General features: G+C 46.3%; 13 protein-coding genes. 11 read left to right on the top strand and 2 right to left on the bottom strand.

Annotation, left to right across the window (positions count from 1 at the left end):
• The first annotated feature begins 167 nt into the window (after positions 1-167).
• From OXH39_04085 to OXH39_04070, 4 genes are all read left to right on the top strand, one after another.
• The gene (locus OXH39_04085) at positions 168-3755 is read left to right on the top strand and encodes a T9SS type A sorting domain-containing protein (GenBank protein ID MCY3549616.1); all 3588 of its coding nucleotides are present in this window, start codon (positions 168-170) and stop codon (positions 3753-3755) included.
• 202 nt (positions 3756-3957) lie between these two features.
• On the top strand, positions 3958-5526 hold the full coding sequence (locus OXH39_04080; protein MCY3549615.1) for a hypothetical protein: 1569 nt from the start codon (positions 3958-3960) through the stop codon (positions 5524-5526).
• Positions 5527-5534: 8 nt separating this feature from the next.
• Complete coding sequence (locus OXH39_04075; protein ID MCY3549614.1) at positions 5535-6545, top strand: D-cysteine desulfhydrase family protein; 1011 nt, start codon at positions 5535-5537, stop codon at positions 6543-6545.
• Positions 6546-6835: 290 nt separating this feature from the next.
• The gene (locus tag OXH39_04070) at positions 6836-7744 is read left to right on the top strand and encodes a hypothetical protein (protein ID MCY3549613.1); all 909 of its coding nucleotides are present in this window, start codon (positions 6836-6838) and stop codon (positions 7742-7744) included.
• Between the two features lie 109 nt (positions 7745-7853).
• Here the strand turns inward: OXH39_04070 and OXH39_04065 are convergent, their stop codons facing one another.
• Both OXH39_04065 and OXH39_04060 read right to left on the bottom strand, forming a co-directional pair.
• Positions 7854-8519: a carbohydrate binding domain-containing protein gene (locus OXH39_04065; protein ID MCY3549612.1), complete on the bottom strand. Its 666-nt coding sequence runs from the start codon at positions 8517-8519 to the stop codon at positions 7854-7856.
• 40 nt (positions 8520-8559) lie between these two features.
• Positions 8560-8928, bottom strand: coding sequence for a hypothetical protein (locus OXH39_04060; protein ID MCY3549611.1), 369 nt, complete (start codon positions 8926-8928; stop codon positions 8560-8562).
• A gap of 222 nt (positions 8929-9150) precedes the next feature.
• On the opposite strand from OXH39_04060, the gene moaA reads away from it, so the two are divergent.
• The 7 genes from moaA to OXH39_04025 all read left to right on the top strand — a co-directional run bounded on the left by moaA (position 9151) and on the right by OXH39_04025 (position 15968).
• A complete protein-coding gene (gene moaA, locus OXH39_04055; GenBank protein ID MCY3549610.1) occupies positions 9151-10134 on the top strand; it encodes a GTP 3',8-cyclase MoaA in 984 nt (327 codons plus the stop codon).
• A gap of 117 nt (positions 10135-10251) precedes the next feature.
• The gene (gene sufC / locus OXH39_04050) at positions 10252-11037 is read left to right on the top strand and encodes a Fe-S cluster assembly ATPase SufC (GenBank protein ID MCY3549609.1); all 786 of its coding nucleotides are present in this window, start codon (positions 10252-10254) and stop codon (positions 11035-11037) included.
• A 50-nt stretch (positions 11038-11087) separates the two neighbouring features.
• Positions 11088-12506: a Fe-S cluster assembly protein SufB gene (sufB, locus tag OXH39_04045; GenBank protein ID MCY3549608.1), complete on the top strand. Its 1419-nt coding sequence runs from the start codon at positions 11088-11090 to the stop codon at positions 12504-12506.
• Positions 12507-12625: 119 nt separating this feature from the next.
• Positions 12626-13987, top strand: coding sequence for a Fe-S cluster assembly protein SufD (gene sufD, locus OXH39_04040; GenBank protein ID MCY3549607.1), 1362 nt, complete (start codon positions 12626-12628; stop codon positions 13985-13987).
• Between the two features lie 106 nt (positions 13988-14093).
• A complete protein-coding gene (locus OXH39_04035) occupies positions 14094-14435 on the top strand; it encodes a glutaredoxin (protein MCY3549606.1) in 342 nt (113 codons plus the stop codon).
• 66 nt (positions 14436-14501) lie between these two features.
• Complete coding sequence (locus tag OXH39_04030; GenBank protein MCY3549605.1) at positions 14502-15101, top strand: hypothetical protein; 600 nt, start codon at positions 14502-14504, stop codon at positions 15099-15101.
• Positions 15102-15116: 15 nt separating this feature from the next.
• Positions 15117-15968, top strand: a complete 852-nt coding sequence (locus tag OXH39_04025) for a type I restriction endonuclease (GenBank protein ID MCY3549604.1) — start codon at positions 15117-15119, stop codon at positions 15966-15968.
• Position 15969 lies beyond the last annotated feature (1 nt).

Raw genomic sequence — 15969 nt, 5'->3', positions numbered from 1 at the left:
CACACACATTAAAACTGTCTTTCGATAGAATATTAATGATTTATGAAACACCCTCAATTAACTAACGTGAGTTTGAAAAAGATTTTCAATTTAGGTTAGGTTGAGCAGTAAAAGATCCAAAAACCTATCGTTTATACAAAATAAAAAACCTTTAATGATTATATCTCATGCGACTCTTAGTATTCATCAATCTTACCCTCTTTCTCACCAACGCCTTTGTGTTCGCGGATCCGTGGTTGTGCGGGACACCCCTCCTGCATCAAGCACATATCAACGAACACCCCTCTGAAGAGGTTCCTGCTGCGCCTGCTGCACCCGTTCAAATCGGACAGGTAGAACGGTTCTTTATTCACATTCCAGAGACAGAGGTAACAGCCACCTGTATCGCTAAGAGTGAACATCTCTATGTCTATGTTGATAATTCTGTGCGAGAATTGTTCACAGATGCCGACGCAGTTGCTGTAGCAAGGGAATTTGATACACGTATCTACCCGGGCGTTCGGAAATGGATGGGAACTGAATGGAAACCCGGACTCGACAGAGATAACCGAATCACCTTGTTGATGCACGATGTCGGTATGAACAACTCTGGAGCGGACTATGGCGGTTATTTCGCGCCCGCTGATCAGGTGCCGACAGCACCGAATAGCAACCGGCGCGAGATGCTCTATATGGATGTTTTCCAGTTCAGAGAACGTTCTCGACATACTTTTTATAGTAGTCTGGCACATGAATTTGCACATCTCATCAATTGGTTTCAGAACGGTGGAACAACTGATCAACGGTGGTTAGAGGAAGGCACGGCGAGTTTCGTTGAATGGGCGGTTTACGGCACCGTACACAATATTTTTGTTGATGGCTATCTGGCGAACCCCAGTGTTTCGCTTGCTTATGCGAACACGAGAGATACCTATTACGGCGGGACTTTCATGCTCATGCTCTATCTCTATGAGCAGTATGGTGGACCGGAACTTATCCGTGGAATCATAGAGACGGATGCACTGGGTGAACACGCGATCAATGCTGCCTTGGCAGGCGACGGGAAGAATGTCCAATTTCCTGAGGTCTTTCTGAATTGGGGACTCGCGAATTGGGTGAACACGCAGGCACAAAACAGACGACTCGGCTATTCTGACCTGCGTGACCGAAAGGTGAGTGCCGTAGTGCCGCGCATCTTCAACTACCCAAGCGCGGCGAACAATATTCCTATTGACCAGTGGAGTGCATACTATATTGTATTTGAAAATCTGCCAGAGACTTTGGACATATCGGTGATTGGGAGCGGTTCGGGAAACCTCTACGCGACAACCCTTTACTTGCCGACCAACGGACGCCCCGCTGTTACACCCGTTCCGTTTGACACGAAAAACAGGGGACATATTCGGCGAGATGGACTCCAGCGTAATGGCGAAATTGTCCTAATGGTAACGGCAGATACCCCGCAGATACTCCGTTATATCGCGGATGTACCTGCCGCCAATAATGTTGAAGCGGTAATAGGCGCGCCACGCCAACGTATGTCAGATACTGTGCCTGATGCTATCACTTACGCCCTCGGTAATCTTACCCAACCCAGTATCTCGCGTGTGAATCTTACACCCGGAACGCAGCTTGAACCGGTGACGCAAATTCATCTCGCAAGCGATTACACCGATGTTGAAATTGGGGGGCCTAATGCGGCATATCTTTATGCAGCGAGTGACTGGGGACTTGAAATCTTCACGTTGACAGAACCGACGCAACCTGTACGAACGGGTGAGATCGCCACACCGGGTCGTGCGCGATCTGTCGCTGTTGAGGGCGATACCGCTTATGTCGCTGACAGCGCTGCAGGTGTGCAGATTATTGATACTTCCGTGCCGACCAATCCGAGCGTTCTAAAGACGCTTGGTGGGTTCACGAATGCGCATAGGGTTCGAGTTGCTGACGACAAACTGTATGTGCTTGACAATGCGCGCGGAATGCTTGTATTCAATTTGCGGGATGTCCATAACGCTCGGATACCACAACCTCGGCGTTTTTTTCGGACTGCTGGTAGACCGCTTAATGTGACGATTCATGACGATGTTGTTTACTTCAGTGACGATAGACACGGGCTTTTTATTCTTCATCCAAGCCCATTCGGCAATTTTGTCGTGCGTAGCATTGTGCCAATTTTAGCCGCTGCCTATGAGATTGAAAAGACGAGAAATGCGGCACACGCCTATGTCGCTTCAGGTAACCTCATTGTTGTGGATATTACGGATGATCAAAACCCTGAAGAGGATTTCCGCCTAAATACGCCGGGGCTTGCAACAGGTATTCAGTTTCATGACGACACCGTCTATCTTACAGACCAACAGACTGGGCTCCATATTATCAATGTACGTAACCCACAACAACCGCGGCGAACTTCCACACAGCCTACGTTTGGTAAGGCAACTGATGTGGTCCTTGAAGGAACACTCGCGTATGTCGCTGATGGAAAGGGTGGTATCCAAACAATTGATGTTAGCGAAGCAGAATCACCAAAGTGGTTGCACCGATATGCATCTGGTGGCACGGTTTATGGACTTGATGTTGCCGAAACAACAGACGGAGAACGCACTGTCTATATCGCAAACGGCACTGATGGGTTGAAGACCATCGAATTTACGACCCCTTATCAGGGTACTGTAACAAAAAAACTGTCATTGTCTGCGAAGGGTGTCGTTTCTGACAATCGGCTTGATACTGTCAGCTGCGCCAAAGTTCGTGTCCAAGATGGACACGGTTTCCTTGCTGCCGAGACGGGGATGTTCGTTGTTAATCTCGCTTTAAATACGGTTGTGGCACATATTCCAACAGCCGCATCCGTTTCGGATATTGCTTTGCACGAGGGGTACGCCTACCTTTGTGCAGAATCCCTAATTGTGGTTGATAGCCGGGTTCCCCATCAGAGCAGAATTGTATCCAGACGCGACATGCGGGGAAGTGCCTATCGCGTCGTCGTTGATGCGAATTCGCCTGCACGCGCCTATGTTGCTGCGCTTGAAGGAGGACTGCATGTCTTTGACATTACAGCACCGACAATCCCGCGCCTAATTGGAAGTTACGCGACACAAGGAAACGCGACGGGCGTTGCGTTCGCAGATGAACGTGCGTATCTACTGGACAGTGCTGTCGGGGTTGCTGTGCTTGATGTGGCTGAACTAAATGATCCGAGGTTGGAGGACGTATACGAGAATGATGCCCTCCCAATTGATGTAAAAGTAAGTGGTAACTATCTCTATCTGCTTGATAGTGATAGCATCCAAGTTATTGACACACGTACGTTGATAGCTACCTCTCATTTTCGTGAACTCCGGTTTCCGTTTGAATTGCAGTTGGTAGGGGGAGCCCTCTATGTGGCGGATCTCTATCAACTCCGTATTTTTCGTGTGCATCCAGAGGGTTACTCACTTGCGGTGGAAGAACCTACGCAATCTGAGTGGACACCGACTACTGTCAAATCTACGTTAGTCAACCGTTTAAGTCAAAATTTTCCGAACCCATTTAACCCAGAGACATGGATTCCCTATCAACTCGCCTCAGATGTGAACGTGTCACTTCATATCTATGATGCTCAAGGGCGGCGTATCTATTTTAAAACACTGGGCTACCGCAAAGCCGGTTCGCACACTGCCTATTGGAATGGGCGTAATGCTGCAGGTGAATCTGTCGCGAGCGGCGTATATTTTTATTCACTTAAAGCTGGGGATTTCCATGCGACCCGAAAGATGCTTATTCAAAGATGAATTTCCGATCCTTGCTTTGTGTAATTTTTCTGCAACAAAGAACCTCTCTCATCTCCTGAATTCTGATTCAGAAAACAACCGAAGAGGGAAAAAATTTGTAACGCAAATCGACAAAAAACGTTGAGTTAGTTAACCTGATATTGTCCAAGCTATTTATGTTCGGTCTTAATTTTTATCAGAGATTTGCAAGGAGAAAGATAACATGTCCAGGAACAGCGTAACAGGTCGTTTTAGAGATATTGAAATATCGTTTAGTTTTGATGGCACCTACACCGTTATGGGAGTCCGGAACCTGACTAATGATGAAAGGCAAGTGCGTGTAATGTATCAGAAATTGGCCGTGAGTGGACTTGCCAATTGGAAACAGTTTCAGTTGATTAACACACCTATCTCGTTTCGTCTTCCAACGGAGGTGCTCCAAGCATATCGCTTAACTTTTTTTGTTGATAAGACAGACCCTATTTCTGCGCGTGTTGAAAAAATATTAGCGGAATTAGAAGTGCTCAAAGCTGCATCACCAGCGGAGGAACCGGTAGAAGATCCTGGGTCTATACGTGATACATCTCTATCAGAGAACCACAGCGACGATGATGATCATCCCACTCAGGATCCGGGGATCGCAGCGACACAACAGGCAGAGGAAGTGTTGGACCCACCTACTACCGAACGAGAAGAAGAAGTCGTTCCGAATGTTCCTGAAACACTTTTTCCAGAAGTAGCACTACCAGTTGCGCAGGAAAGTGAACAGGCACCGAAGGATGAATCCATTCCAGTGCGCGTCACTACCAAAATCCCGGCGGTTCAGAGTGTCAAAACCCTGTTGCCTAATGTAAATACTAACTTAGAGTTTAAGATCACGGTTCCAACTCTTCCGGCAAGTGCGCTTGCAGAACGACGGAAATCACAAGCGATTGCGAACGCAGAAAACGCTTCCTCTACTGCCCGGGGTGCAGCTTCAAAACGGAAAGAGAAAGGGATCTTAGGACAGTTCGTCCAGGCATTGGGGCTTTCTACTGGTGGGAGACGCGGCAAGGCTTACTATCAAGAAAAAAGCGAAGCCATTCAGAACGAATTTCAGGATCAACTCGCTAAGTTGGAGAGAGATTACAACGAGGGATATGGACTCAATCTTGTTGATTGGGACCCAGGGACGCTCTGTGAAGAGGAAACCGCTGTTTTACTCCTTAATCTCATGGTAAATGAGGTGGGTGCTTGGCAGAAGGAAGTCGGGCGTGCTACGCTTGAAACAGAACAACTCGTCCAAACGCTTGATGAGATTAATACGCGTCTCAGACAAACCCTCAAGCAGACGCGCGGTATTTCTACGCCTTCTCCAACACTGTTCCCAGATCTCCTCGCTGCAAACCAGAGAGATTTAGAGAAAATTCAGAGTGAATGTGATGCTTATCTCCAACGTTTCAAGAAGAAACTAACCGAGCAAGAGAAGAAACATGCTGCAAAGATTGAGGTGCTTATCTTTAAAAAGTTCCTCACTGAGTTTGTCCGCGATTTTCTTTTTGTTGAGGTCGCGAAGAGCCTGCAAGGGAACGAGTTGCCCGAACGCATTACCTGGTTCTTAGATCTCGTTGATTCTGAAGTGATGCCAATTGAAGTTGGAGAAACAGAAGTATCGCCGAATCATCATAAGGTAAAAGGCGCGTGCATTAGTGAATTTGACTCCGGAACCATTGTTGAAGTCATCACACCGGGATTGCAGTCCAAAGACGGAAAACGGGTTAGCCACATGGCTGTTGTCATTGAAGCGGAGTAAAAGAAATAATGATGAGTGAAGGCTTAATTCAGAAGGTCGCACAAATGCCGCAGGTAGACCTGGGTTATTTCCCAACGCCGCTTGAGGAGTGCCCACGACTTTCCGAAGTACTCGGCGGACCGCGCATCTTTATGAAGCGCGAGGATTGCTCAGGTTTAGCATTTGGTGGAAACAAGGTACGGCAGCTTACTTTTACGCTCGGCGACGCTGTCGCACAAGGTGCCGATACAATTATACAGGGCGCGGCTTCGCAATCTAATCACTGTCGACAAGCTGCTGCCGCCTCCGGTAAACTTGGACTTAACTGCTATTTGCGCCTCGCCCGGGACCACAAAAGTATTATCCAGGGCAATCTGCTTTTAGATAATATTGCAGGCGCGGATATTGAGATTGTTGATGTCCCGTTCGGACCTGAGTTAGATGTGGTGAAGTACGAACTCGCGGAAAAACTAAAGACGCAAGGGCTGAAACCGTATGTCCTCGCAGCACCGCGTTCGACTGCACTTGCCGCCGTTGCTTTTACGTGGTGTATCGCTGAAATTGCACAACAGCAACAGCAGTTGGGTATTGAGGCGGATTGGATTTATACGGCTTCCGTCGGCGGCACACAGGCAGGACTTGTCCTCGGCACCAAAACACTTGGGTTGAAGATGAAACCATTTGGCATTGCTCCAATCGTTTGGGAAGGTAAATTTGATCGGCTACGCAGTGCTGCGAACAATGCCGCCGAACTTTTGGAATTAGATACCCAAGTCACCGACGCGGATATTCAGAACACAGATGACTATATCGGACAGGCTTACGGCTACCTCACACCGGAATGTATTGATGCTCTCAAACTCGTTGCCAGAACGGAAGGCATCTTCCTTGACCCCGTCTATACCGCCAAGGCGATGGCGTGCCTCATCGACCATATCCAACAGGGCAAATTCGGACGCGACGAAACTGTTATCTTTCTCCACACAGGCGGCACCCCCGCACTCTTTGCCTACCACGAAGAATTAGTCGCCGATTTATAGTTTCAATCGCTTGATCGAAATCTCCATTTTTTCAGTGTTGCCGCGTACCTGATTCAGGTACGGTAGCATCTCAACGCATCCGGTTCCCCTTCCTTATCAGCCTAAATCCCAAATTGAATTGACCAAAATAGCATTACTTGCTATACTCTCGTTACGCTACAAGATAGTTTGCTAACATGACTGATGTTGAACGTTAGCAAAGCAATATAGCTTTTTGATCTACCACCCCAAAAATGGAGGCAGCCATGTGATCCTACATGAGGCAGTCTCCAGAGAAGGATCCTTAAAGTTTGTCCTACATATATCGCTCCCACGATAACCAGTATAAGCCCGGTGAGAGTCTAAAGAATCTGTTTGAGGAACTGGTAGTCCAATCATTTGAACACGATCTACCAAAACTCGCAGCAGATATTAAAAATAACAGAATATACTACTGGGAGGATATAGCGCGCATTCTGAGACAAGGACAGAGCGATTTTGATCAAGTATCATTTGATAAATCATCTAATGAATATTATTTTCCGAAAGACAAGGTGTCTATCTATTGTGTTCATCACATGCCCAGACACCTTTTTGGTTCTTACCACATTTTTACGAATTGCCTCACACCGATGTGCGAAGAGGATAAAATTGTATTTATTGATTTCGGTTGTGGTCCACTCACTTCAGGGATTGCCTTTCAAACTTTTGCGGGACAGCGCGACATTGCTTATTTAGGAATTGATAGTTCGCAAACGATGCTTAATAAGGCGGCAGCAATTAACAAATATGGTCCCAACAGGTACGGGGATCCTTTCTTTGACAAAATTGCGTTAATTCGCACCTACGATAATTTGACCGGGTTATTGGACAGGTACATTGAAAAGGGTGATAGGACCCAGATTATATTTAATTTTTGCTATTTTTTCTCCAGTCCGACATTAGACATTAATAACTTATCTGATGTCCTCATCCAGATTATGAGGGCATACAATCAGCATAAAATGTGTTTCATATACCAAAATCCTGATCATCGCTCAGCATCCGGACTTCGCCGCTTGAAATTGTATGACAAGTGGGAGAAACTTAAAACCAACCTTTCGACCCTTAGAAGTCACGTAATCCAATCCGATGTAGAAACGTTTTCTTATTCTAGACTCATAAATGATTTACCACACAATAATGCCAAAGTTTATTATGAACTACTTTGTTACGAGTAATTGTAAAGACAGTGAGGCACTGTAAAGGTAAAATTCCGCAGTCCAGTTCGCTGTCCTAAAAAAAACAGCGCGGTCGAAAGACCGCGCCTCATAAAATCAAAAGAGCGTTTTAGAACCGATCCGCCTTAATCGCGCTCCATTGGGTCGCCAACTTCTCTTTGGCATCAACGAGGAAAGGGGTGTCACGGTTCAGATCGTCTGCTGGCTCACCTTCAAAGTATCTGAAATTATCGATCCAAAAATCGACATCGGATTGGGCGATTGCCAACCCTACCCACATATCTCTTTCAACATCTGCAGTGGAATTGAAAGTGATATGGTACTCCGTCCATTCCGGACCTACTAAATTGATAGCACCTCCTTGGTAGAAAGTCCAAGGATCGTGTTGCATCTGGAGGCTGAGTTGCACCTCACGCGGCTTTTCGGAACGCGCCCAAAAAATCACAGTGTACGTCTCCCCAGATTTCATTGAGGCATCCTTTTGCCGAACCTTCGCATGCCATGCAGTACCTGTTGCTTTATGCCCGATAACTTTGAGCGACTGTTTTCCGTGTTGTGGATTTTTCTTATCGATTTCCATCGTATAGAGTCCGCCTCGGTTGCAGCATGCACCGTCCTCTAAACCCCAAGCGGCTAAATCCTCTTCAAAACTGTGGTTTTCAAGGAGGAGTTCCCCTTCCTTCCACTTTCCCCACTCTATTGGAGTTCCCGCGAAAGCATTCAAGCCTATTAACAGTGTGAGCAGGAACATACTTATAATAATAGATTTCGTCACCTTAACTTTCTCCTTTGTGCGTTGAAGCGCACTTATAAAATTAGGCATCATCCCGCATAAGGGATTCGACTTCAGACAGGACTTGCGCGACCGCCGCTTGGTCAACCTGTTCAGCAACGCTGGCGTAACCTGCTGTATGAATCATCTCCACGAGGTTTTGTCCCAGTTGTTCAATTGTCCAAGCAACCGAATCTGGTACGCTCGCTTTATCGAGGGACCGCTGATCATTCTTTCCAGAGGGATCGTAGTGATAGTGGGGATCCTCGCGAAAACAGTCGAAGCGAAGCAGTTGAATATTTTCGCCATCTGCCTCGCCGTACACACGGACAGAAGGACCTCCGTCTGATCCGAAATTGCGTTGATCTACATGAAGTTCAACGCCGCCTACATCAAACACTTTTTCATTCATCGATTTTTCCTCCAGTTCTTAGAAATGTAAGTATATGATACATTAAAATTATAACTATGTCAATTGAAAAATCCTTGTCGGTGTGCGACGCAATTTTCCTCGCTTTCTCCGAAAATCTTTTTTATAGTTTTTACTATAAAAAAACTTGCAAAAAGAATGTTGATGTGATATACTATTAATAAATTTGAGTTTGTCTAAGTCTAAATTGATATGAAACAACAAATGCTTGACCGCTTTGGGCGGATCCATACGAATCTCAGGATTTCCGTTACAGATGTATGTAACTTTCGGTGTATCTATTGTATGCCGGAAGATATGACCTTCATGCCGGATTCCTCGGTGATGACCTATAATGAAATTCTGCATCTCGCCCGCATTTTCGTTGCCTTGGGTGTTAACAAAATCCGTATTACCGGTGGTGAACCACTTGTCCGTCCCGGTGTGCCTGCACTCATAGCGCGGTTGACGCAGTTGGAAGGACTCAAAGACATTAGTTTGACGACAAATGGCATCGGGCTTATTAACCAAGCACAAGCCCTTTACGATGCTGGTCTCCGTCGTATTAATGTCAGCTTGGATACACTCAACGAAGAGAAGTTCGAGCAGATGACGCGTCGGAAGGTGCTTTCACGCGTGCTTGAAGGACTTAAGACAGCACACGATTGTGGTTTCAACCCAATTAAAGTTAATGCTGTCGCAATGCGCGGTTTTACCGATGATGAGATCGTCGATTTGGCAACCTTTGCACGCCAAAATGACTATCAACTTCGGTTCATTGAATTCATGCCGCTTGATGGAGATGACGTGTGGGGACGTAATATGTACATCCCCGGAAAAGAGATTATCGCAAAGATTAACGCTGTTTATCCACTTGCACCAGTAACCTTGAACGGTGAATCAAAGAGCGATACTGCGCAGCGTTATCGCTTCGCGGATAATGGAAACGAAGTGGGTGTCATCCCTTCTGTGAGTGAACCTTTTTGTGAAAATTGCAACCGGGTTCGCCTCACGGCTGACGGAAAGTTTCGTACTTGTCTCTTCTCATTGACGGAAACAGACCTGCTAACACCGCTACGCGAAGGCGCGCCAGATGAAGTGATTACAGAGTTGATTCTCGATGCAGTCTTGCAGAAAGAGGCAGGGCATAAAATTAATGCAGCGGACTTCATTAAGCCGGAAAGAAATATGTCGCGAATCGGAGGTTAGAACGTTTTTTGGAACAGCGTATGCGTTTAAAAAATCGCACTGTGGGCGCGATATTAACAACCTAAAAAATAATATCAAAATCGCATCTATAAATTATTAAGGAGTTCAAAACAACGGATGAGCAAAGACTTGATGATTAAAGACTTGCATATCAGTGTGCAAGGAAAACCAATTATCAAAGGATTAAATTTAACTGTCAAACAGGGTGAAATCCATGCGCTGATGGGTCCAAACGGGTCCGGCAAAAGCACCCTCGCCAATGGCTTAATGGGACATCCGCTCTACGATATTGATTCTGGAGAAGTGGTTTTTAGCGGCGTTGATGTTCTGGAATTAGAACCGAACGAACGCGCGAAGCTCGGACTTTTTCTCGCTTTTCAGTATCCAACAGCGATTCCTGGGGTCAGTTTAGCGAATTTTCTACGACTCGCCGTGAGTGCAGTCCGCGTCAAAGAAGGAAATGGTTCCAGCAGTGATGGACTCATTCCGATGCGCGAATTTCGTAGCGAACTTCGCGAAAAAATGAAGCAGCTCGGTGTTGATGATTCTTTCGCCAGACGCTACCTCAATGATGGGTTTTCCGGTGGTGAAAAGAAACGTGCCGAGATTTTACAGCTCGCAATGCTTGAACCCAAAATTGCGATCCTTGATGAAACGGATTCAGGACTGGATATCGATGCTATCCGAGTCGTAGGTGAAAGTGTGAGTCAATTGATTGGACCGGAGTTGGGAGTCCTGATTATCACACACTATCCGCGATTGCTGGACTACATCCGTCCGGAATTCGTGCATATTCTGCTTGATGGTAAGATTGTTGAATCCGGTGGATGGGAACTCGCACAGATGTTAGAAGCAGAAGGCTACGATCCAATTCGCGAAAAACACGGTATTGACGAAGAGTAACTCGGGACGGTGGCCCACGGCATCCCGGCTAACGTAATAGGAGGAGTAAAATGGCAAATTCTGAAAGAAACACCATCGAAGAACTCGGTGTTAGTAACGAGTACCAATACGGGTTCCACGACGATATTAAACCTACGTTCAAGTCCCGGAAGGGGTTGGATGAAGAGGTTATCAATCAGATGTGCGACATCAAAGGCGAACCCGACTGGATGCGCGAGTATCGGCTCAATGCTTACCAGATTTTCAAGCAGAAGCCGATGACCAAATGGGGCGGAGACCTCTCCCAGCTCGATTTTGACGACATCTATTATTATGTCAAAGCCTCTGATCGGAGTGAACGGAGTTGGGACGATGTACCGGACGACATCAAGAAAACATTCGATCGGCTCGGTATCCCGGAAGCGGAACGGAAATTCCTCGCGGGTGTCGGTGCTCAATACGACTCAGAGGTCGTTTATCATAACATTGTCGAAGAATTGGACAAAATCGGCGTTGTTTTCCTTGATACTGATACTGCTGTTAAAGAGTACCCCGACTTGGTGAAGAAATACTTCGGTACTATTATCCCGTCTGCGGATAATCAGTTCGCAGCCCTTAACAGCGCGGTCTGGAGCGGTGGAAGTTTCGTTTATGTGCCACCCGGTGTAAAGGTGGAGTACCCGCTGCAAGCCTATTTCCGCATTAATAGCGAGAATATGGGACAATTTGAACGCACGCTCATCATCGCCGATGAAGGTTCACAGGTACATTACGTTGAGGGGTGCACCGCGCCGACATTCAGCAGCGAATCCTTACACAGTGCGGTCGTTGAGATTGTTTGCATGAAAGGTTCGCGAGTCCGCTATACGACCATCCAGAACTGGGCGAACAATGTATATAATCTGGTCACAAAGCGGGCATTTGCTTACGAAGACGCACAGATGGAGTGGGTTGATGGTAACCTCGGCAGTAAGTTAACCATGAAGTATCCGAGTGTCTATATGATGGAACCCGGTGCGCGCGGCGATATTCTCTCTATTGCGTTCGCCAGCAAGGGACAACATCAAGACGCAGGAGCAAAAGTCTACCATTGCGCACCACACACTACTTCGCAGATAACCTCAAAGAGTATCAGTAAAGATGGAGGTCGCTCCAGTTATCGCGGATGGGTTGATGTCGCAAAGGGAGCGAAAGGGTGCAAATCGCACGTCGTTTGTGATGCGCTCATTCTTGACAAGGATTCTCGGTCAGACACCTATCCCGTTATTGAGATTGGAGAGAACGATACGAATATTGAGCACGAGGCACGTGTCAGCAAAATCGGAGAAGAGCAACTCTTCTATCTGATGAGCCGCGGGCTTTCGGAAGAGGAAGCTTCCACAATGATCGTCAATGGGTTTATTGAACCGCTTGTCAAGGAACTTCCGATGGAATATGCCGTTGAAATGAACCGTCTTATCCAACTTCAGATGGAAGGTTCAGTGGGTTAAGTGGCAATCGGCAGTCGGCTATCGGCTTTCAGCAGGAAGAGGGTATTCTTAAACGAAGACCTCTTAAGACTGACGGCTGACAGCCGACAGCGGATGGCTATTAATAAGGATCAAAAAAATTGCAAAAAGGCGACTTTTCAAAAGAATTTCTTCAAAAAATAGCAGCAGATGAACCGAAGTGGATGCGTGAGAAACGTTTAGAGGCTTACGCACATTACGAATCTCTACCGATGCCGCATACGACCAAAGATGATGAATGGCGACGCACTGTTGATATGCGCACGCAAGATTATTGGCGGCGCACTCGGCGACATCTTCGCGGCTTCGCACTCGAAAAATATCAACCCAGTGTTCCAACGAACGGTGGGCTATCCGCTGAAGTTTTGGACGACAACGATGAGGAAACCGCCGGTGTACTCGTGCAAGTTGATGGGCAACTTCAACACGCCTCTGAAACTGCAGAACTGAAAGAAAAAGGAATATACTTCGCGCATCTCCATACTGCACTTCAAGAACAGCCAGAACTCCTCCGCAGCTACTTCATGAATAAGGCAGTGACCTTGGAGACAACATTAAAAAGTGGAAATATTGCCCAACATAATAAATTTGATGCACTCCATGGTGCATTTTGGCAAGGCGGTTATCTGCTACATGTTCCTAAAGGCACAAAAATTGAAGTACCCTTGCGGGTTTATATCAAGATGTCCGAAGCGGCGCAGGCTGACTTGTCCCATACCCTCATCGTTGCTGAAGAGGGGAGTCAGGTTGTGATTTTAGAGGATAATTCATCTGTCAATCCAGATACTGATGGCTTACATAGTGGCGCAGTTGAAATTTTTGCGGAACAGAATGCGAATGTAACTTACGTGCAGGTTCAACGTTGGAATCGGCAGGTTTGGAGTTTCGCTTCGCACCGCGCTATGGTTGCCAGAGACGCACATCTCTGTTGGGTGACTGCCACTTTCGGGGGTAGGTTGAGCAAAATGAACCAAGCCGTTGTTTTGGAAGGGACTGGGTGTACCGCCCAAATGTTGGGATTGGCTTTTACGGATGCACGCCAGCACTTAGATGTTAGCACCGCACAGGAACACGTTTCAGCCCATACCTCCAGTGATCTACTGTATCGAACCGTCCTTAAAGATAGAGCACAAACCGCATGGGGCGGGAACATTTACGTCTATCCATCGGCAAACCATACCGATGCGTATCAGAAGAACGATAATCTGCTGCTCAGTGAACGTGCACATGCTGATACTTTGCCCGGATTAGAGATTCAGGCGCATGAAGTGCGTTGTACACATGGTGCAACGGCTGGGAAGATTGATCCTGAGCAGGTTTTTTACCTAATGAGTCGTGGTGTGCCTTACGCACAAGCAGAAAAATTGATTGTTGACGGATTTTTTGAACCCGTCATGGAACGTATCCCGTTGGAATCAGTTCGTGAAGAACTGAGTACATCCGTTACGCGTAAACTTGAATAATAGTTGTCAGTCGTCAGTTACTGGTTGTCGGTTAAGAGAATCTTTTACATCGGTGGTACTTTCTTTAACCGATAACCGATAACGAATAAAAAAAGGAGCAACTCAAATGAGTCAACCTAAGATTATCGCTTATATGAAGCCTGTCTGTGGGTGGAGCAATGGTGTCCGTGCTATCTTTGCCAAATACGGTTTGGAATATGAAGATAGAGACATTATTAACAACGCAGACAACTATCGTGAAATGGTTCAGAAGACGCGGCAGCCGTATCAGCCGTGCGTCCAGATCGACGACAGAATACTTGCTGATGTCAGCGGCGATGAAGTGGAACACTACTTGGTTTCGGAAGGGATTGTCAAATCCAGCGATGCTGAAACCGATGTTCCAACCGATCAGGCGTGTGAGGACCATGGTCCCTCTGCTGTCAATATTGGTTTCCCAAGCCGGTAATGGTCTTTTATAGGCGGGGCGTTCATGCCTCGCCATTACTAATGCGAATGCACTTGAAGATGGTTTATGTCAATATTCTATCGGGGAGCGGGTGTTGATACTTACTGGCACATCAACAATCCGACAGAGATTGGTTTTACAGCAAGAGCACCGGAAATGGCACCCACAACTACCCGTCTAATGCAGCATATTTCAAGAGGAACTAACAACAGCCCTTTTATTTCGCTATCGCTCTCGTATGCAGTGGCTAGGGACTATGCACTATTAAGTAGTCCAGAGATTCCAACACCGAGCAAACCAGCCTATGTGTATGAGATAGAGTTTCAGGATCCACTACCTTCTGGCCCGAAGATGTTGGATACCGCTAAAGAAGTTGCTCAAACATTACCTTCTCCACCTACTATTGGGCCCGTTTACCAGCACGACGGATCCCAAGAGTTCCTGTTAGGCGTTGTAAATCCAAGAAATATGGGACATTTTTTGGTGCAGCATTCGCAGCAGCCTCCATCAAGTGAAGGGACACCTCGTCCACCTAACTTGTCCCTTGAGTTGGAAACATTAGTCAGAGCCTTACGAGATGCCGAAATTCTTGCCTATGGAACTATTCCTGCAACTTGTGTCGTGAACTGTTTTGATGTCTTTGTTGATATGCCTTTCTCACAATAAACAAGGAGTACTTTCATGAAACATATAGTTGATAATGTCAATAAACTTGAACTTACATTCAAGACTATAGACTTGGAAGGGCGTGTCCCCAGTACTGACTCAATTGAGTTTTTGAGTGTGGAAGAACCTTATCGGGAAGGTCGTAGATATAGCCCGTTTGTGCGTGTTCGCTATGCCCTAAACGGCGTAAAACAAGATAAGGCTTTCCCACTGGATGTTGACAAAGGTATATTCCTTTCTATTGATGATGACGTATTAGAAGAAAAACTGCGACCAATTGCTCCTAAGATTGTTCAGATTCTTCAGGAACATGTTGTGCAACAGAATGTTGAAAAGAGAGATAGTATTAAAGTGACACTTAAGGAACACATTGATGATATACGAAATCAGTTAAAACAAGGCGCGTTTTCAAACGAGGCTGCAATCTCTTTTAGTATTGTGCAAAGATTATTTGAGGCATTAGGATGGCCGAAATTCACACCTCAGATCATTATTCCTGAATATGCAGTGGAGGGACAGAGGGTTGACTTTGCGCTGTGTCACCCACCAGGAAAGCCTCTTGTCTTTATTGAAGTTAAACAAGTTGGCAATCTTGAAGGGGCAGAGGAACAATTATTCGGATATGCTTTTGGTGAAGGAGTACCAATCGCAATTCTCACTGATGGTCAGATATGGCGATTTTTTGACGCAACGGGAGAAGGAAAATACAAGGAACGTAAGGTATACGAATTAGACATGATCGAAATCGACAGTGAAAAAAGTGCCGAGCGTCTTGACAGATACCTGAACTATGAAGCAGTTCAAAAAGGGAAAGCTGTTACGGCAATTAAAAACGACTATCAAAAAATTTCCAAGCAGCGAGGGTAAA

This window comes from Candidatus Poribacteria bacterium, assembly GCA_026702755.1.
In the GTDB taxonomy this organism is placed as follows: Bacteria; Poribacteria; WGA-4E; order WGA-4E; family WGA-3G; genus WGA-3G.
Note: the sequence above shows the minus strand (reverse complement) of the source record. Positions and strands in the feature narration are given on the sequence as shown.